Origin of the sequence: Planococcus sp. FY231025, assembly GCF_052078085.1 — a bacterium.
GTDB lineage: Bacteria > Bacillota > Bacilli > Bacillales_A > Planococcaceae > Planococcus.
Genome location: NZ_JBQJJG010000001.1, coordinates 190,019 through 210,650 on the forward strand (window position 1 = coordinate 190,019; position 20,632 = coordinate 210,650).

Consider the following 20,632-nt stretch of genomic DNA (forward strand, 5'->3'; position numbering starts at 1 on the left):
AGAGTTTAAATCCCTGGTGCAGTAATTCATATTGCCCATTAAGTCAGAATTGCATTTCGTATCAATAGTATTTGCTATTATACTTAATTTGGCATTAATGGATTGTGTTCAGTGGTTTAAATTGAGTTTACCAAACTCGCCAAATCAACAAATCAACATCCAAATTAGGGAGGAATTACACACATGGCTTACCAACCAAAGTCTTACAAGAAATTCGTTGCTACTGCAGCGACAGCAACTCTAGTAGCTACAGCGGTAGTACCAGCTGCATTTGCAGATGACGTAAAAACAGCAGCATTCACGGACGTTGCTCCACAATACAAAGCAGCGGTTGATTTCGTTGTTGAACAAGCTATCGCTAAAGGGATCTCTGAAACACAATTCGGTATCTCTAAAGAAATCATCCGTGGCGACGCTGCGATCATGATCGCTAACGCTGCTGGCCTTAACAACCCGGATGCTCCTTCATCAGGATTCACTGATGTACCAACTCGTGGCGCTCTAGCTATCAACTCTTTGAAAGCTGCTGGCGTAACTAACGGTAAAACAGCTACATCTTTCGACTTTAACGGAGACATCACTCGCGGTGAAGCTGCAGTCTTCTTGGCTAACGCTTTCAAACTTAAAGGTGACACTTCTAACGTTAAGTTCACTGACGTAAACTCTCGTTACATGGCTGCTGTAGCGGCTTTGGTTGATAACGGCGTAACTAACGGTAAATCAGCTACTCAATTCGGTACTGATGACAACATTACTCGCGGCGACTTCGCTCGTTGGATCCACGCTCTTGAGGAGTACATCGTAAAAGATTCTGCTGAAGTTGCTTCAGTAACTCCTTTGAACGCTAACCAAATCGAAGTTAAATTCAAAACAACTCTAACTACTGATACAGCTGCTGCTAACCTTGCAACTGACGTATCTAACTATGAGTTGGAAGGAATGGGCGCGCCTGACTCTGCAGTACTTGGAGCAGATAAAAAGACTGTAGTCTTGACTTACAACGGCGGCATCGAAGGAACTGACGAATTGTTCGTAGTTTACCCAGTTGCTACAACTGCTAAAGATGCTAACGGCAACTACATCGAAACTGCTAAATTCAGCACAGTTTACACTTACACTGATTCAGTGAAACCAGTTGTAACTGGAACTTCATACGCTAACGGCGTTATCACAGTAAACTTCTCTGAAGCTTTGTCTGCTGAGCCAACAGTTGTTCGTGTGAACAACCAGCCAGTAGCTGCTGCTGATTACACAATCGGTGCAGACGGCAAATCAGTAACAATCACTAAATCATTGAACGCTAACGAAACAGCTTCTCTATACATCGCTGGTGCTCTTGACAGTGCTGACACTCCAAACGAAATGGCTATCTACAACGGATCTGTTACAGCTCCATCAGCTGATTTGGAAAAACCACGCGTAACTTCGGTTCAAGTAACTGGCCAAAACACAGCTAAAGTTACATTGAGCGAAGATATCCAAGAAGATTCTTTCTATGTTGTATTGCAGCAAGGAGCTACTCAAGATGATGTCTTGGTAACTCGCGACACTACAGACACAACTGGAAAAACTTACACGTTCTCAGTTGACGATTTGGCTAACTGGACTAGCACAAGCACAACTCAAACTTACACATTGTTCTTAGAAGAAGATGAAATTTCTGATTCTGCTAACAACGATAACGATTTCTACAGCACTTCAGTTACATTCACGAAAGACACTACAGCTCCAGTCCTTGCTTCTTCTAAAGTTGCAACTGACAGAGATACTGTAGAACTTGCTTTCAACGAAAACATTTCAGTAGCTTCTGGAACTCTTCCAGGAGATATCAAAGTGCGCAACTCACAAGGCGTTGACTTCATCGTTAACGGCGATACTTACGATCTAGATTTCGTAGCTGGCGCTGGAGACATCGAGCCTGGTACTTACACAATCACAGTACCTGCTGGTTACTTCACTGATGCACAAGGAAATGCTTCTAAAGCATTCTCGACTACAGTAGTAGTACCTGTTGCTGGTGGAACTGTAGATAACGAACTTGAACCAGCTTCAGTAACTGAAACTGGCGACAACGAGTTCACTCTATACTTCGACGAAGAACTTTCACAGAACGCTTTGAACTTGTCTAACTACCGTTTAGACGGTCAATCATTGCCTGCTGGAACTGATATCTTCTTCACAAGCAACGCTAAAACTACTGTAGTTATCCAATTGCCAGAAGGATCTGTTAACATCGGCGATCAAGAAGATGGAGCTCCAGCTCTATTGACTGTCCTGAATGTTGCTGACAAAGCTGGTAACGTAGCACCAACTACTAACTACACAGTAGCAATCAAAGACAACACTTCAGCTAAGATCTCTTCAGTTCAAGTAGCTGGCGACGAAGTGGTTGTTACTTTCAACGAAGCCCTTGACGTACCATTTGTAGACGCTAACGATGTATTCAACATCACTGTTGGCGGAACTACTGCAGATGCATTTGTTCTTGAAGAAGTAACTGGAAGCGCGAACCAAGTTAAATTCTCACTTGCTGCAGCTCCAGCTGGTTCAGTATCTGTATCTGTTAAAGCTGGTCAAGACGACTTGACTGACGCTAACGGCTACGTAGTAAAATAATTTCATATCTCTGATATGGACAATATTTTATAGGGCTCCGAAAGGAACCTGAATCAAACCCTGAATGGGAGACACTTTATAAGTGCTCTCGTTCAGGGTTTTTTATTGCTTAAAAAGCAAGGCATTCATTATTAAAACAAACAGAATAGCTTGGGTATAATATAAATTTCAAAAGAGAGAATCTATCATATTAAATATAAAATTGACAAAATATTATTTTTCTGAAAAAATGTTTTTATAAGAGCCCATAATATTATTAAATCAAAAGCTCTTATAGAAGGAGTTTCGTATGAATCTAAAAACATTCGCTTCATTGGAAAAGGTTATGCTAGTATTGTTTGCTGCTATGATCGCTTTCTCAGCTAACCCTAAGGCTTCTCAAGCAGCAACCACATTCCCAGATGTTCCGTCATCCCATTGGGCACACGAGGCCATAACGGATTTAACCGAAAAGAACATCATCAGCGGCAAATTGGACGGCAGGTTTGATCCGTCCGGATCGGTGACGCGCGCACAAAGCGCAATCCTGATTGTGCGGGCGCTGGGCATTTCTACGGCGAACCGGCCGAATCCGGGATTCAAGGATGTCTCTTCAACCACGACAGGCTATAAGGAAATTGCCGCATTGACAGACCTCGGCGTGTTCGCGAAAGCGACAAGATTTAATCCGTACCAGCCGGCGACGCGTGCACAAATCGCGAAGATTCTAGTCATCGCATTTGAGCTGAAAGGGACGAGCTCCAAAATCCAGGCGTTCAAAGATGTAGCGGCGACCAATTCCTTCTATTCCTACATAGATACGCTGGTCACGAATGGCATCACTTCCGGTACGACGCCTTCGACATTCAGCCCGTGTCAGAATGTGACGAGAGCCCAGATGGCCGCTTTTATTCACCGGATTTTGGTGCCGGAAAAGCCGGCCGGTGAGGCGGCATTCATGTCAGAAGTTCTCGTTCTGGTCAATAAAGAACGCGCGAAAGCGGGCGTTCCTGCATTGAAATCACATGCAGGCGTGCAGAGTCTGGCTATCACCAAATCGAAGGATATGGCAACCAATAATTATTTTGACCATCGCTCGCCGACTCTTGGAATGTACAGCGACCAATTGAAACGCGCCGGCATTTCGTACAGCAGCGCCGGTGAGAATATTGCGGCCGGCCAGCGCACACCGGAAGCCGTCATGCAGAGCTGGATGAACAGTCCGGGCCACCGGAGCAATATCCTGAGCAGCGGCTACACGCATATCGGAATCGGTACGTACAAAGGCGGCAGCTACGGCTATTACCACACCCAGATTTTCATCAAGCAATAAGAGGCCCAAAAAACGCCAAATAAAAGAAGATTCCGCAGTGAAGGATACTCGCTGCGGAATCTTCTTTTTTATTGCCCAAATAATTTTTCTTTCGCATACTGCTTGCCGAACAATAAATCATACTGGATCAGTTCGTAGGCGCGTTTGACATCTTCCACGCTGTCCGGTGTCACTTTGTACAGTTCGCCTTCTGCATCGATTTTTACTTTGGAAGTATAGCCGGGCATTTCCTTCTGAAAGTTTTCAAGAAGGGAATAGTAGAGCGGCTTTTCGATGCCCGCCAAATCGAAAATGGCCGGGGCAAGAAACGACGGGCTGATGGTTCCCAACTCCGGTATGTCGGCGCCGTAATTGCTCCAAATCGCTAACGGCGTCGTGTGCATGTTTTTGAAGTCTTCGAGCTCCCAATTTTCTTCGCCGGGACCCTTCGGCACAAACCCGGCTTGTTTGAACAATTTATAATCATGGCCGAGAGCCGGGAGATGGTCGCCGAAAAAGACGATCAGCGTCGGTTCTTCCGACGCCTCAAAATGACCGGTCAGCGCTTTGAAGGCCGCATCCGCATCGGCGATCCCTTGTGTGAAGGAACGCAGCAGCAAATTGAAGACCGGATCGACTTCGGGCGGCGTCGTCGTTTCGACGGTGAACTCCGGATATTTATTGCTGTTGTAGCTCGTGTGGTTCTGCATCGTGATGGCATAGGCGAAAAGCGGTTCTTCGGTCTCTTCGACCTGCTCGATGAGGGTACGGGTCACTTGTTCGTCCGAGACAAACGGACCTTTGTACAAGGGATCGTCAAAGCCATCGATGTCGATGAACTCCTCAAAGCCGATGTGCCGGTAAACTTCTTCGCGGTTCCAGAACCATTTCGGGTAAGGATGGACCGCAGTAGTCTGATAGCCGAGCCCGTCGAGATAGCGGGGCAGCGCCGGCAGTTCGTGCTTGATGTATTGCTGATACGGCACGGAACCGGGTGGCAGGAACATATTGGTGAAGCCGGTCAGCGCTTCGAATTCCACATTGCTGGTGCCGCCGCCGAATGTCGAGGTCAGGATGTTGCCATTCTGATGCTTCCGGACAGTCGGCATCGGGTCTTCGGCAAATTCGAGCGACGGGATAGCCGTCGGATCCCAGAAGCTCTCGCTCATAATAACGATTACGTTCGGTTTTTCTGTAGGGGATGAGCCGGCGGGAATAGGCCGGGATTCCAAGTTTTCGATGATTTCATTGATGTTTTTTTCGTTATAGCCGCTTGGCGGAAGGACAATCGCGCTTTGCATATTGAGCAGGAACGTGACGAAAAAACCGTTCGTTTTGTAATTGCGGTTCTGGTCGAATGTAATATTCGTGACGCCGGCGTCCTTCAGCGATGTTTCCACATTCGGGATCGAGCGGTAGAAGATGAACAAACTCAGGAAACCGGCAGCCACAACGATCAGGACGAGTCGCTTCCAAATGTTCAAGCGGATCAGGCGCTTCGGCTTTTTGATGCGGATGAAGGCGGCGAGGGCCGCGACGAGTGCGATGGCGCCGAAGAAGTAAAGAAGGACTTTTCCGAAGTCCACTTCTTTGATCAAGTTCGGCAAGAGATTCACGACGTTATCGTAAAGCATCAAGTCCCACGGGTAAAGGTATTCTCCTAGAAAGCTGAACTTGAAATAGCTCATGGCAGCGAGAAACCAGGCGACCCCGTTAGTGAGGATGAAACTAATCAGGAAACGGTTGAAGAGGCCAAGGAACAACAGGAATATACTGAACGTTATCATGACATTAAAGAAGAAAGCATTTGGCTTTTCTTCTTTCCAGGCAGCCGTCTGCTCCGGATCGTTATTCAAAAAGGTTTCAATCCCGCCAATCAGGAAGTAGAAGTAAACGAGTGCAGCGAGTATCGCAAGAACGCCTCGGAAGCGGAACATGGTTTTCAAATAAATTCACCTCAGAAAAAAAGTATTATTGGTTTAATCCTTAAATTATACCATTTATTTGCATTGATTTTAATGTGGTTCAAATTAACAACTGAAGAAATGTATGTAAAATAATAGTTCTTCTTACTGCAACTTTAAGCATAATAAAAGTATTATATTGTAAATATTCAGAATATATTGTATACTTCGCGTATAAATCCGAATGGAGAGGGGGAGGGATAGATGCGAATAAGGAGCAGGAAGAGAAGTGCTTTTTTGATTTTGATCACGGTGGTTTGCTCGGTCCTGCTTGTGGGGTTGGTGTGGAGCAGTTTGCCGGGGAAGGCCTCTCTTGCAGATGCGGCTAAAAAAATAATCTATGTGGACAGCACTGCCGCCGGGAAGCACGACGGAACAAGTTGGAAGGACGCGTTCCCAAACTTGCAGCGCGCATTGGACAAAGCCGAGGAAGGCGATGAAATCCGCGTGGCAGAAGGAATTTATTATCCGACAAAAGACATCAATGGAGATTCAACGCCGAAAAACTCTCGAACCAAAAGTTTTCAACTGAAAAACGGAGTGGCGATTTTAGGGGGATTTTCCGCAACTGATGCAGGCAATCGAGATGCAAAACGATACCAAACCATCCTCAGCGGCGATTTGAATCGCAATGGTGCAGTGGATGACTTTGATGCACTCCATGTGTTCTATCATCCGCAAGGCACTTTTTTGGATCCGGCCGCTGTATTGGACGGCGTAACCATTTCGGGAGGGAATGCGAATGACAACAATATCGAAGATGGCAGCAACGGCGGAGGGATTTTCAATAACGGCAGCCACCCGAAACTGATCGATGTAACCATTGAAAATAATAAGGCACTAACTGCCGGAGGCGGCATTTTCAATCAGAAAAGCCATGCCATCATCGAAGGCGGATCGATCCGAAACAACAGTGCCGGAGCAGGAGCCGGAATGTACAATCAGGAAGGCAGCCCTCAGCTTTCGGACCTGATCATCGAAAAAAACAAGGCTTCGGAGAATGGCGGCGGCCTTGCAAGCCATGCCGGCGAACCCGCATTGGAAAATGTCGTTGTCCGGGAAAACGAAGCCCATTCCATGGGCGGCGGGATATTTTCACAGGACAATGGAATGTCTTTGAAAGGCGTTCACGTAATGGGCAACAAAGCGGGTTTGGGGGCCGGCATTGCGGTGCAAGGTTCTAATTTCAATGCGAGCGGCGGAAAAATCACGTTGAACACGGCTGCAAGCGGGAAAGGCGGCGGGGTTTATTCGGCCATTGGCCATGCGGCGTTAGATGGCATTGAAATCTCCGGTAATACGGCGGCTTCCGGTGGGGGGATCTATATTGAACGCGGATCGCCAATGTATACCAATTTGAAAATCCATCAGAATACCGCTAAATTCGGAGGGGGCGTTTCAGTTGGCGGCGGGCATCCGGAATTTATCGGCGGGTCCATCGATCAGAACTCAGCAAGCGAAAATGGCGGCGGGCTTTTTGCAGGGGCAAGTGGAACGAGGCTGGTAAGTGTAAGTTTCGAAGGGAATGAGGCGAAAAATGGCGGTGGATTGTATAGCACAGAAAGCAAAATAGCATTGCTGAATGGGAAGCTCTCCGGCAACCAGGCAGCTGCAAAAGGCGGCGGGATTTACAACTACAATAGCGAGATGCGGTTGGGCAATAGTTTGATCAGCGGAAATGAGGCGGCTTCAGGCGGGGGCTTGTACAGCAATTATGTAACGGACTGGGAAATGACCAATGTTACGATTGCTGGGAACAAAGCGGCTGCCGGAGGCGCCCTCTATAGCAGCGGCAGTGCGCCTGTCGTACAAAACAGCATCATTTGGGACAATTCCACATCGGTTTATAATAGCAATTCGATTCCCGATTTTGCTTACAGCCTGATTCAGGGTTCAGGAGGCAGTGCGGCTTGGGAGGAGGCATTCGGAGAAGATTCGGGCAACAACCTGGATGAGGATCCCGGCTTTCTAACACCGATTGCTCCCGATAAAGCACCGGCTACCGAAGGGGACTATGGACTCGGTGATGATTCCATAGCAATTGATGGAGGGAATAGCAAATGGGCGTCCGATGGTGTACCTGCGGGTTCAAAGGGCGGATCCCGGATAGTGGGCGCAGCAGTCGACCTGGGGGCATATGAGAGCGCCGTGGCAGATGCTCGTTCTCCTTTGCGGACAGCTGCATTGTCTGTGGATTGGGTGGATCTTGAAGGGCATTGGGCGGAAGAATATATAATAGAAGGAATGAAGCAAGGAATCGTCAGCGGCTACGCGGATCAAACTTTCAAGCCGGACAGCCAGATCAACCGTGCGGAATTTACAATTCTCCTTGCCAACGCTTTAGGGTTAAAAGGTGATGGAGAAGAGTTGAAGTTCATTGACAACAAACGCATTGGTGAATCTGCGAGAACAGCTGTCAAGGAGGCAGTGGGAGCGGGAGTGATCCAAGGCTTCAATGACAGCAGTTTCCGTCCGAACCGAAACATAACGCGTATGGAGATGGCAGCGATGATTGCCCGTGCGATGGAGCTTGAAGGGGATACAACAGCGCCGACCGGCTTTGCGGACGACTCCAGCATCCCGGATTGGGCAAGAGGGCCGATTGGGGCGATGCAAGGGGCTGGCATCGTTTCCGGCCGCGGCAACAACCTGTTTGAGCCGACCGGAAACGCTACGAGAGCGGAGACGGTTGTGATGCTGTTAAGAATGGTCGCGTATAAAGAGGAGTAGAGTTGTTGTGTTTGTTTGCGTGCCTGGCACGCGAACAACTTAGACACAATTTGACAGCCCAGTAGAGATTTCTCTGCTGGGCTTTTTGTTTGAGGGTAGCGAATGTGTGATCTGAGTGCCGGGTTCGTGATAAAAATATTATGAGGACGGAATGCGGAAGTGGGGAGTGGAAACTTGCATGAAAAATGAGTTTTGCCCCTATAGGAGCGGTTAAATCCGAGTTATCAAATTATGTGAACAATTGACAAGATTTTTCTAGATTACTACCCTTGAGACAATGCTTCTATAGGAATGGAGGAATGTGGAGTGGGTAGAAATCGGCGTGCTTGGAATCCAGAGGTGTTTGAACATGTGGTGATGCGCGGAAATAATCGGCAGAGCATTTTTAGGGATACAAGAGATTTTCAGACTTTTTTCCACGTGATGAATTACACCTATCAAAAATATCCGTTCACGATCATTTCATACTGCTTGATGACAAACCACTACCATTTGCTGATCCGATCTCCGGAAGTGCCGCTCGGGAAAGTCATGGCGATGATCAACCGGCGCTATAGTGATTACCATAAAAAGAAATATGGCTATTTCGGAACGATGTACGAAGGCCGCTACTTTTCAGACAAAGTTGTCACAGCAACAAGCCTTCTTACTGCCAGCAGGTATATCCATCGCAATCCTATCAATACCAAAATTCCGATGGTGGAAGAAATGGAGCAGTATCCATATAGTTCTTTCCATTTATATGTTGCGGGACGCCCTGCATTCTACGATTTTTTCGATCTCGATTTTCTCCTCAAACAACTTCCACCGCCTTATCCACAGACCTTTGATGGCTACCTCACATATTGCCGGAAGCCGGAGCCGCACGCTGAAGATGAAGCGTGAATGGTTTTTAAGTTGTTTGCGTGCCTGGCACGCAAACAACTTAAAAACAAATCATAAGGAGTTTTGTAACTTTTCCAGTTTCATCCAGTCTAATATTGAAAAGGGGTGAACGATTTGCGGAAACTATTGATGGTCTTGTCCATATTGCTATTGGCCGGGTGTGGAACGAGCGTGCAGGAAGGCGAGTCCGGTTCTTTGAAAGTTGCGGATGATGTGGAATACGGAAAAACGGATTACCAAAAAATCGTCGCGCCGAGCAATGAGCTGGGATGGAAACTGCTGCCGCTCGCAGAGCCGAACGAGCAGGGCAACCGCTTCCTTTCCTCAGCGAGTTTGTTCATGGCGGTGTCGATGGTGTATAACGGCGCGGAAGGCGTGACAAAAGAAGAGATCGCGGAAACGCTCGGGGTGCCTGGGATAGAAGCCGATGACTTGAACCGTGCAAATGCCTCGCTGATGAACCAGCTCTACAGTGATTCGGAAGAAATCCAACTGAACATAGCGAATTCAATTTGGCTGAATGAAGAATATCAGTTCCAGGAAGCGTTTGCGAAGAATAACCGGGATTATTTCAATGCAGAAATCGAAGAGATCGACATAATGGACAATGGCTCGGTGAAACGGATCAACGAATGGGTGAGCGAATCGACGAACGGCAAAATTGAAGAAATTACAGAAGATCCGCTCGATCCGAATTTGGTCATCATGCTTCTAAACGCGGTTTACTTCAAAGGAGACTGGCAGTATCCGTTTGAAGAAGACGATACGCAGGATGGCGATTTCCATCTGGTGGACGGAGCGGTGAAAACAATGCCACTCATGGAGCTCAATGAAACACTCCTGTATATGGAGACAGGTGATTTCCAAGCGGTATCGCTGCCTTACGGAGAAGGGGAAATGCACATGAAAGTGTTTTTGCCGAAGGAAGGCTCGACGCTTGCGGAGTTTGAAGAAAGCCTGGCGGGCGGGAAATGGGATGAATGGAACGCAGCATTTGGAGAGCGACGCGGAAAAGTCCGTCTTCCGAAGTTTGGGCTAGAGTATGAAGCCGCTTTGACGGAGCCGCTAAAGACATTGGGCATGACATCAGCGTTTGAAGGGGAAGCGGAATTCACCAAGATGGTAGAAGGCGGCGACAACCTGTTCATTAGTTCGGTAAAACAAAAAACCTTTCTCAATGTCGATGAAGAAGGTTCGGAGGCTGCGGCGGTGACAGGTATTAATGTTGCGACATCAGGATCTCCTGAAGAACCGTTTCAAATGCAAGTCGACCGGCCGTTTTTCCTGGCGATCGAAGATACGGAGACAGGATTGGTCTTGTTCGCGGGAGCGATTGCAGAACCGATGAGCGGCAAATAAATCGAAGAGCCCCGTTGAATTGAGCGCGTGCCAGGCACGCAAACAATTCAATGGGGCTTTTTGTGTTTTATTAAGTTTGCGTAAGAGTTTTTGAATAGCGTTGACGAAGTGAGAGGGGTTAGTTAAAGTTAAAATAGTTAAAATTGTAAATTAATATATTTATATGTTATTAATTTACAAATATATTCACTATCAAGAAGTAGTTTTGCCGCACGTCCATTTCCAGGAAAGAGGAGGAAGACGAAAAGATGGCCAAAAGCAAATGGAGCAAGGGAATAAAAGCGGTACTCGCAGCCGGGTTAGCTGCGGGTCTATGGCTGCCAGGTTCAACGGCACCGGTGCAGGCGGCAACAACGGCAAGCGATCTATTGATTTCGGAATACATCGAAGGCAGCAGCATGAACAAGGCGGTGGAACTTTATAACGGCACAGGGGCTTCGGTCAACTTGAGTTCGTATTCGCTGTCGCTTTATTCAAATGGCAGCACCTACCCGCAAAGTGAAGTGAACTTGTCCGGCACGCTCGCGAACGGGGAGACGTTTGTCGTCTATCACGGCAGCGCGGCGACCACGATCAAATCGCAAGGCGATCTGCGGAGCGACAGCGTCATCAACTTCAACGGGGATGATGCGCTGGTCCTGGAGAAATCGGGTACGGCAATCGATTCCGTCGGCCGGACCGGGGCGCGTGTCAATAATATCGCAGACGTCACGCTGGTGCGGAATGCAGACGTAACGTCAGGCGACCGCGTCATCAATGACGGGTTCACTCCTTCTGCGCAGTGGACGGCTTATCCAACCGACACATTCAGCAAGCTCGGCGCGCACACGATGAACGGCTCGGGCACGGCGCCGAACGCTGCTCCGACATCAACAAAGACATTTGCGAACGAACAAGTGCAGGCAGGAACTACGCTGCAATATGATTTGCGGGATTATTTCGCAGACCCTGAAGGCCAGAGTCTTTCATTCTCGGCGACCAAAGGGACGGTATCCGGTTCGACGCTGACGCTCAGCTTGCCGGAGGGCTCGCACATCGTCGGCGTGACAGCGAGCGACGGCTCTCAAAGGATCACTCAATCATTCTCGGTGACAGTGAGCGCAGCTGCTCCGGTCGACGGCTATTATGCCACGGCGGCGGGATTGCAGGGGACGGCTTTGAAAGCGGAGCTGCATGAAATCATCGACGACCACCAGCAGCTCAGCTATTCAGCGGTATGGGATGCGCTAAAAGTGACGGATGAAGATCCGAACAATCCGAACAACGTCATCTTGCTGTACACGGGCGAATCGCGTTCGAAGCTGTTGAACGGCGGGGACGTCGGCGACTGGAACCGTGAGCACACATGGGCGAAGTCGCATGGCGATTTCGGAACGGCGATGGGAGCGGGAACCGATATCCACCATCTGCGCCCGACCGATGTGCAAGTGAACGGCCTGCGCGGCAACCTCGACTTTGATTACGGCGGAAGTGCCGTGAGCGGATGCGACGGCTGCTTGCGCACATCCACTTCATGGGAGCCGCCGAACCGAGTGAAAGGCGACGTAGCGCGCATGCTGTTTTACATGGCGGTCCGCTATGAGCCCGGCGACCCGGTCGACCTCGAGCTGAACAATATGTTGAACAACGGGACGGCGCCGTATCACGGAAAGCTGTCGGTGCTGCTCGAATGGCATGCGCAGGATCCGGTAAGTGCTTGGGAGCGCCAGCGCAATGAAAAAATCGAAGACTTCCAGGGCAACCGCAATCCATTCATCGACCATCCGGAATGGGCCGAGTCGATTTGGTAATAGGAGAGAGTGGTGCATAGGCGCCGCTCTTTTTCTATTGGCGGTGTAAAAACTAAATACATTTTCGTTCAATTTTCAATATATTTACACTTAAATAGGCTTAATGGGCAAGGAGTTTGAATTATTACAAAAACTTAATGAAGCGCTTACAATCGAAATGTATAATTAATCCTGTACCTCAAAAAAATCCAAGGAGTGGAGCAATTTGACCAAAAGTTCGTTCAGTAAGATTTTTCTAAGTCTTTTACTGGCCTTGTCCGCTGTCCTGCCGTTCATGGCAACAGCCGATGCCGCAGAACCGATCACGGTAGCGGAAGCGATAGCAAATAATACAGGAACAGCGACAGTGAAAGGGTATATCGTGGGGACGGCCAATAGTGGCACGAGCTACGACCAGGAAGCTCCTTTTACAGCAGCTACTAACGTAGGGCTTGCGGATTCTCCGGATGAAACAGATCCTGCAAAAATCTTGCCGGTTCAATTGCCATCGGGCTCTGTCCGTGCTGGCGTGAACCTTGTCGACAATCCAACGAACTTTAAAGCTCAAGTAACAATCACAGGTACACTCGGCGCCTACTTTACAGTTCCGGGCCTCCGCAGTGCATCTGCTTACACAATCCTTTCAGGAGGCGAAGCGCCGCCTGAACCGACTGCAGTCGATACACTTGCCCAAGCGCGCACAATGCCTGGCGAGTTGATTTCAGTCGAAGCTACAGTTACGACCGGAACTGGATTCTGGGGCGGCAACGCGTTCTACGTACAGGATGAAACTGCGGGCATTTACGTTTATACTTCAAGTGCCAAAGTAGTTCCTGGCGACAAGGTCCGCCTTGTCGGGTCAGTATCCGAGTATTCGGGCGAGCTTCAATTCCAGCCGAATACAATCGAAGTCCTTTCTTCGAACAACGAATTGCCGGCACTTCAAACAATCACTCCAGCCGGCGTCAATGAAGACACTCAAGGCGAACGGATCGAACTTAAAAACGTCACGATCACTGGCCTTACTGCCGTGAACTCATACGGCACGTTCGAATTCACGGCCACTGCTGAAAACGGCGAAACGGTCGTCATCCGAAACGATAACCGCAACGGATTGACGTACGAGCGCTTCATGCAGCAATACAAAGAAGGCGATTTGGTTCACGTAACGGGAATCGCTTCGAAATTCAACGACACATACCAAGTGAAAACGCTTGGCATCGAAAGTTTTGATTTGGTCAACAAACCGGCCGTCTATGCAAATGTCTTCCCTGGTGTCGTTTCCCAAGGAACGGAAATCACATTGCAATCTGGCTGGGAAAACGCAACGATCTATTACACGCTTGACGGCTCGGCACCAACTGCCCAAAGCACAGAGTACACAGGACCAATCACGCTGACAGAAGATGTGGCGATCAAAGCCATCGCTATCGGCGCTGAAACATCGGACGTCTTCACGTTCGAATACACAGTCCTGAAAACAGCGGACCTGAAAATACGTGACATCCAAGGCAAAAAGCATTTCACGAACTACGAAAACGTAACGGTGAATGAAATCACAGGCGTCATCACACATTTCTATAACGGCGCAAACTTTGTGATCCAAGATCCGAACGGCGACGGCGACTGGAAAACTTCTGAAGCCATCATCGTCAACCGTGCAAGCGCAAGCAGTTCATTCCAGGTTGGCGACGTAGTAACGGTTGCTGGTACTGTGGAAGAATGGTTCTATAAAGGCTATTCGGACATGAGAGAAAACGACCTTCCGCTTACACGCATCCGCTCGACGGAAGTTGTGAAGGACGGAACGGCTGAACTTCCAGCACCATTAGTCATCGGCAAAGATGTCTTCCCGCCGACTCAGAACATCGACAACGACGGATTGACCCAATTCAACCCTGAAGAAGACGGCATTGATTTCTGGGAATCATTAGAACTTATGCGCGTCGGCGTGTCTGACGCACAAATCGTCGGGCCGCAGGATTACGGCGAAGTGTTCGTCGTATCGAAAAACGCAACAAACAACGAATTCCACAAACAGGGCGGCATCCTTCTTTCAGAAGATGACTACAACCCTGAACGCATCACTGTAACAACTGGCGATAACGTCATTGCCAAAGCGGGCGATTCATTCGCAAGCATGCCGGTCGGCGTCCTTGGCTACGGCTTCGGCAATTACCAGATCTGGACAAATGAAAACGAACTTCCAGCAATCGTAGACGGCGGAACGCAGCCGGAACAGACGTGGATCGAAAATGCAGAAGACAAATTGACGGTTGCAGCTTATAACGTCGAGAACTTCTCTGCAGACCCGAGCCACACAAGCAATGAAAAGGCGGCGCGTATCGGCGAATCGTTCGTCAACGACTTGAACTCACCGGACATCATCACGATGGTCGAAGTGCAGGACAGCGACGGCCCGATTGCATCTGGAAATTCTGATGCAACGGCAAGCTATGAGCGTTTGATCGAAGCGATCAAAGCTGCTGGCGGACCAACGTACGCATGGACCGACATCGCACCGGAATACAATAAAGACGGCGGGCAGCCAGGCGGGAACATCCGCGTCGGCTACTTGTACAACCCTGAACGCGTAACACTTTCTGAAGGCGTAAAAGGCACAGCGACACAGGATACGGAATGGGTCGGCGGCGAATTGTCACTCAACCCGGGACGCATCTTGCCGTTCGATATGCCGAACACACGCAAGCCGGTAGCGGCGCAATTTGAATTTCAAGGCGAGCAAGTGGTTGTCATCGGCGCCCACTTGAACTCAAAAGGCGGAGACCAGGGCTTGTTCGGCCAGAACCAGCCGCCATTCCTTGGATCGGTTGAAGAGCGCATTGAACTTGCAACAGCGATCAACGAATTTATTCAAGAAGGGCTTGCACAAGACCCGAACCTGAATGTCATCGTCGCTGGCGACATGAACGATTTCGAATTCACACCGGCTCTTGAGGCCCTAAAAGGCGACATCCTGACGAATAAAGTCGAAGATGTGCCGCTAGAAGACCGTTTCTCTTATTATTACCAAGGCAACTCGCAAGTTCTTGACCACCTGCTAGTAACGAACAACTTGGCAGGCAAGACGGAACTGGATATGGTCCACATCAATGCATTGTTCATGGAAGAACATGGCCGTGCATCTGACCACGACCCGCTCCTTGCACAAATCACATTCGCGGATCCGGTCGTTCCTGGCGAACAGGAAGCCGATCCGGACATGACAGGCGAAACAGCGGTCATCACAGCTGGCGAATTTGATGAAGACGGTACACTTGATATCGCATTCTCAGAAGGCACAGTGGACGCATTGATCGCGAGCGGCAAAGATCTTCTGATCGACTTGCCGACAGCCGATTTGACACTTTCAACGGAAAACCTGCAGCAGCTTGCTGACGCAGCCGGCGAAGGCTTCACATTGGCATTGGCAGTGGACGACGCGGCAGCAGTCGACAGCCGTCCGGCCCTGACAAACCAGCTCGACATCGCCATCACAGACGCTGAAGGCAATGAAATTCCAGTGAAGTTCACGACAAGCGTAGAATTGGCATTTGACACAACCGACGTCAAAATCCAGTTCGGTGCACGCGAAGACGCGAACGGTAAATGGAAAATCATCCAAGGCGAACTGAACGGCTCTACGTTCACACTCAGCATCAACGAGTTCGGCAACTACACAGTTGTGACGAACAAAGGGCAAGCGAAGAAGTAGGAGAAGATGAGGGGCACCCGCTTAGGCGGGTGCTTTTTTATTCGGGTAATTGTTTGCGTGCCTGGCACGCAAACAATTCAACAAAAAAAGCTTGGATAGGGGCAGCTATCCAAGCTTTCTCACTTATTTAAAGTCAAAAGGAATATCATAGGCATATTCAAAATCCTCAACGATGATCACGCCGGCTTTTCCGCTTAAATCAGCATTCGGGTGTTCAAATGTCAATACTCTGCGATTATCAGAAAACGTGAATGAGGTAGGAGTCATTTCCACTTCAGTTCCATCCTCAAATTTAATGGAATAGTAGAAGAAATCCCCTGCGTCGGCTGCTGTGTACTCTTCCGGAACCGGCAGGGAAAATGTGATGCTGCTGGTAGTCGGATTGATCGCTTCAGAGTTGGACAGATCGGGTGAATACGTGTTGTCGATAACAAAATTAATCGTATTGTATAATAAATTCGCAAATTCTCCTCGAGTGATGTTTAAGTATGTTCCATATGAAGTGGGGGTCTTGCCGGAAGTGATTTTTGTTCCATAGATCGATTCGATGTACGGTTGGAAAACACCGCCGACATCAGTGAAAGGTGTTTTTTCCTGGTAGTCTTCCAAGCCGAAAGAAGACACTAAAAATTTCGCCATAGCGCCTCGGCTTAATGGCTCACTTGGCTTGAATTCGGTTTTGGTCACTCCTGAAGCTATACCGACCTCGGCAAGTGCATTTACAGATCCGCGCACACGCGTGTTCAAATCTTTAAATCCAGCATCCGGAGCCGCAGTAGTATCAAGTTCTAGTGTATTGGCCAAAATCACCGCAGCGTCACCGCGCGTCAAGACTTGTTGAGTGCCGAATTTTGTCGCAGAAACACCTTGGATGATCTCATATTCGTATAAGAAGCTGACAGCTCTTTCATAACGGACGCCGACATCTGTAAAAGTATATTCCGAAGATGCGCTGACTGGAGCGGCGACAGCCACAGCAGCAATTGCCACGGCAGAAGCTGCCAGAAAAAGTTTATGATTGTTCAATGAATGTTATCCCCTATCTAAAAGTACTCAGATGATTGTATCATCCTGTTTTTTACAAGTAAATAACTTTTTTACTAAATTTATTAGATTGAAGTGTTTGCGTGCCCGGCACGCAAACACTGCACGCAAACACTTCTCAAATAATATGAAAAGCCCTCTGCCACCACAGAGGGCTCCTTTAAACCCAAAAGCGCATTTCGCCCCGGCGAAATGCCACCGTCCGTCCTTGGTTCATATGGTCACCTCATATTAAAAGACGTTTTCGCTCCTTGCTGATATAATAAGAAGAAATCTTAGAAGCTGGACCGCCGTCTAATGGATACTCTGACAGAAACGGGATGAATCTATGAACAATCGATTGGCCAATAGAAAACAGGAAACTGCGAAAAAGCGGTTGCTGATTGCGGTGCTGACGCTCGCGGTTTTGATGCTTGCGGGCATCGGGAGCTACTTCCTGCTGCAGCCGGAAACGGAAACGGCAATTTCTGCTGAAGTGAAGAAGGATTCGTTTGCAGGAAAGACGTATGCTGGATTCAAGGTAGCGGAGAAGGAATTGCCGGTAGAGGAAACGCCGAAGCCTGAAGAAGGCAAGGTAGAGGACGTGAGGACAGAGGCGCCGCCTGAACCGGAGTCTGCACCGGAAGTCATCATTGAAAGCTCCAGCACACCGGTCGCGGCACCTGAAAAAGACTTGTCGACGATGATCGCGAATGCGAAGACGCAAGTCTACACGATCTACACGGATCTCGAGCAGGGATCGGGCTTTTTATACAATGAACTCGGCGATGTGGTGACGAATGCACACGTCGTCAAAGATGCTTCGTATATCACGCTGAAAAACAGCGACGGCCAGGAATTCAACGGCCAGGTGATCGGCATTTCGGATACGGAAGACTTGGCTCTAGTGCGCGTTGCCGAACTGGCCGGCAAGAAGCCGATGGCGATGGAGACGAAGGAATTGGAAACCGGACGCAAAGTAGTGGCGATCGGCAGTCCGCTGGACCAGAGCAACACCGCGACAGAAGGGGAAATAACCGCTGTCGATAAAAGCTTCTCGGCCGATTATGAATACACCGGTCTATACGAAATGACCGCGGCCATCCAGAAAGGTTCAAGCGGCGGACCGCTGATCGATGCGGAAAGCGAGCGCATCATCGGCATCAACTCGATCATCTTGGAAGACAAGCCGGGCATCGGCTATGCGATTCCAATCCATAGCGTGACCGAGCAACTCAATGCCTGGGCGGCAGACCCGATTGTCTACGAAGAGGAAGAAATCGTGCTGCAGGACGTCAAAGATGCCTATTTCGATGAGCAATTGCTGACCAGCTTCATCGAATCCTATTATGAATTGATTCCATACGCATTAAACGAACCGGCGGAAAACTACTACCAGCAATACCTCCTGCCAGGCAGCGAAGCCGAGGTGGCAGGGAAGGCGATGGTGGGTTCATACCGCACGGAGGAGCGTACTTTTAACGCATTGAAGCCGGTAATTGACGCAGTCGAAATCGGTGACAAGGAAGCGAAAGTGACCGCTACCGCTGAACTTGTCTACAAAGACAAAGCGAGCGGCAAGACCCTGTCGGAAATGAATACGACCGAATACACCATCGTCATTGATGAATTCGGCGATTACCAAATCAAAGCTATCAAAGTGAGTGAATAACGAAAGGGCCAATCCAGCAACTGCTGGATTGGCCCTTTTTTAGATTGGAGCGGTATTGTACTTAAATAGGTTTGCATGCCAGGTGCCGGACCGTTTTCACACGACCATATGGGTCTTTCTATTGTCCTGGGTTGTGAGTTATCACTTGGAGCAGTCGAGTTCCCACTTAGGGCAGGTGAATTGCCACTTAACTCACTTGAATTCCCACTAAATCCTATTGAGTTCCTACTAGGCCAAAAAAACGCAACAATCGCCCGCGGAAGCAACACTAGCCAAACAAAAAAGCCTAACCGGCGTCGCCGGCTAGGCCTTTACAATGTTTTATGGAGATTAGCGTCTGTAGCTGTGGATTTTGTCTCCCCAGTATGGAGCGTTAACGCTTAAGACTTCAGCTTTCTTGCCGCCGGAGTGTACCCATTGGCCGTTGCCGATGTAGATGCCGACGTGCGAGATGCCAGCGCGGTACGTGTTAGCGAAGAAGATCAAGTCTCCTGGCTGTGGTGAAGATACAGCTGTTGTTTCAGCGAATTGTGAAAGTGTTGTACGTGAAAGGCTTTTGCCTGCTTTTTTGAATACATATTGTGTGAAACCGCTGCAGTCGAAACCGCTAGTTGTTGTTCCACCGAATTTGTAAGGGATGCCTTTAAGCGATAGTGCAGTTGAAACGATCGCTGATGTTGAAGTAGAGCTTGAAGCTTTGACAACTTTAGCGCCTGAAGAAGCAGATGTTACGAGTGTGCTAAGAACCCAGCCAGCTTTGCCGTTGACTTTCACTTTGAACCAAGTTTGGCTTCCGACTTTTTTCTGGTGAGTGGCAACAGCTTTAGCGCCTTTTTTAGCGACTGTTACGACTTTGTATTTTGTGCCAGCGTCCAAACGGACGTTTGTGTTGTATTTCATTTTGAATGTTCCGGATTTCGCAGTTGCTTTGCTTGACGCAACTTCTACGACCTCTACGGAAGTTTCTGTAGCTGAAGTTTCATAAGATGTTGTATTTGAAGTGGATGCAAATGCTGTTTCTGCATCAGTAGCCGAGTTAGTAAATACCAATGTACTAGCTGCAAGAAGTGTGAAGACTAATTTTTTCATTGTTTTCTCCTATCGGTTCGGTTTAGTTTTTTGTGCTATATGTTATCCAGAAATAAGAATCAATTTGTTTTTCAACCTGTTACCTACTATAGAGTCTTAAACATTGAAAAACAACGTCAATACCATTGCAGTTATATTACAATTATATAACAATATATTTCTGTGGAATAAAACCAGTAATAGCAAGGGTTTTGGTGTACGTTAATGTTCTGACTGGAGGTTTAAAAACAAAGAAAAATGGGTTTAGAGGCTTAATTCTGTAATATAACAATTAAATAGATATGTTTATTTTCATTTTTTATCCATTTCAAAGGGTTTATTAGCAGTAGTAAACTAGGCAATGATCCAAACACAAATAAACGATAAAATTATAGTAAGAATATTGTTTATTGAATTATCAGATAATACTTATGATATTTATGCTATCGTCTGTATTTCAATAAAAGCTGTAAGAAAATAAAAAATATTATTTTCAAAAAACCTTCACTTCTATACAATTAGGCAGGGGCATCCAAAAGC

General features: G+C 48.2%; 11 protein-coding genes. 8 read left to right on the forward strand and 3 right to left on the reverse strand.

Features of this window, described 5'->3' with window-relative positions:
* The first annotated feature begins 183 nt into the window (after positions 1-183).
* Both ACTL32_RS00865 and ACTL32_RS00870 read left to right on the forward strand, forming a co-directional pair.
* A complete protein-coding gene (locus ACTL32_RS00865; RefSeq protein ID WP_441339701.1) occupies positions 184-2,616 on the forward strand; it encodes an S-layer homology domain-containing protein in 2,433 nt (810 codons plus the stop codon).
* Positions 2,617-2,905: 289 nt separating this feature from the next.
* The gene (locus ACTL32_RS00870; protein ID WP_441339702.1) at positions 2,906-3,928 is read left to right on the forward strand and encodes an S-layer homology domain-containing protein; all 1,023 of its coding nucleotides are present in this window, start codon (positions 2,906-2,908) and stop codon (positions 3,926-3,928) included.
* A 68-nt stretch (positions 3,929-3,996) separates the two neighbouring features.
* Here the strand turns inward: ACTL32_RS00870 and ACTL32_RS00875 are convergent, their stop codons facing one another.
* Entirely contained in the window at positions 3,997-5,844 is a 1,848-nt protein-coding gene (locus ACTL32_RS00875; protein WP_441339944.1) for an LTA synthase family protein, read from the reverse strand.
* Positions 5,845-6,108: 264 nt separating this feature from the next.
* On the opposite strand from ACTL32_RS00875, the gene ACTL32_RS00880 reads away from it, so the two are divergent.
* The 5 genes from ACTL32_RS00880 to ACTL32_RS00900 all read left to right on the forward strand — a co-directional run bounded on the left by ACTL32_RS00880 (position 6,109) and on the right by ACTL32_RS00900 (position 16,329).
* Complete coding sequence (locus ACTL32_RS00880) at positions 6,109-8,601, forward strand: S-layer homology domain-containing protein (RefSeq protein WP_441339703.1); 2,493 nt, start codon at positions 6,109-6,111, stop codon at positions 8,599-8,601.
* A gap of 306 nt (positions 8,602-8,907) precedes the next feature.
* Positions 8,908-9,486 (forward strand): transposase, encoded by a 579-nt coding sequence (locus tag ACTL32_RS00885; RefSeq protein WP_441339704.1) that lies wholly within the window; start codon positions 8,908-8,910, stop codon positions 9,484-9,486.
* 114 nt (positions 9,487-9,600) lie between these two features.
* Positions 9,601-10,845 carry a serpin family protein gene (locus tag ACTL32_RS00890; RefSeq protein WP_441339705.1) on the forward strand — a complete coding sequence of 415 codons (1,245 nt, stop codon included), beginning with the start codon at positions 9,601-9,603 and terminating at the stop codon, positions 10,843-10,845.
* A 248-nt stretch (positions 10,846-11,093) separates the two neighbouring features.
* Positions 11,094-12,635 (forward strand): endonuclease, encoded by a 1,542-nt coding sequence (locus tag ACTL32_RS00895; protein WP_441339706.1) that lies wholly within the window; start codon positions 11,094-11,096, stop codon positions 12,633-12,635.
* A gap of 205 nt (positions 12,636-12,840) precedes the next feature.
* Positions 12,841-16,329, forward strand: coding sequence for a DUF6359 domain-containing protein (locus tag ACTL32_RS00900; protein WP_441339707.1), 3,489 nt, complete (start codon positions 12,841-12,843; stop codon positions 16,327-16,329).
* Positions 16,330-16,452: 123 nt separating this feature from the next.
* Here the strand turns inward: ACTL32_RS00900 and ACTL32_RS00905 are convergent, their stop codons facing one another.
* Complete coding sequence (locus ACTL32_RS00905; RefSeq protein WP_441339708.1) at positions 16,453-17,355, reverse strand: S-layer homology domain-containing protein; 903 nt, start codon at positions 17,353-17,355, stop codon at positions 16,453-16,455.
* Between the two features lie 346 nt (positions 17,356-17,701).
* Here ACTL32_RS00905 and ACTL32_RS00910 point away from each other — a divergent pair, with 346 nt between their 5' ends.
* Positions 17,702-19,024, forward strand: a complete 1,323-nt coding sequence (locus ACTL32_RS00910) for a S1C family serine protease (protein ID WP_441339709.1) — start codon at positions 17,702-17,704, stop codon at positions 19,022-19,024.
* Positions 19,025-19,354: 330 nt separating this feature from the next.
* Here the strand turns inward: ACTL32_RS00910 and ACTL32_RS00915 are convergent, their stop codons facing one another.
* Entirely contained in the window at positions 19,355-20,113 is a 759-nt protein-coding gene (locus ACTL32_RS00915; RefSeq protein WP_441339710.1) for a C40 family peptidase, read from the reverse strand.
* Between the last annotated feature and the right edge of the window lie 519 nt (positions 20,114-20,632).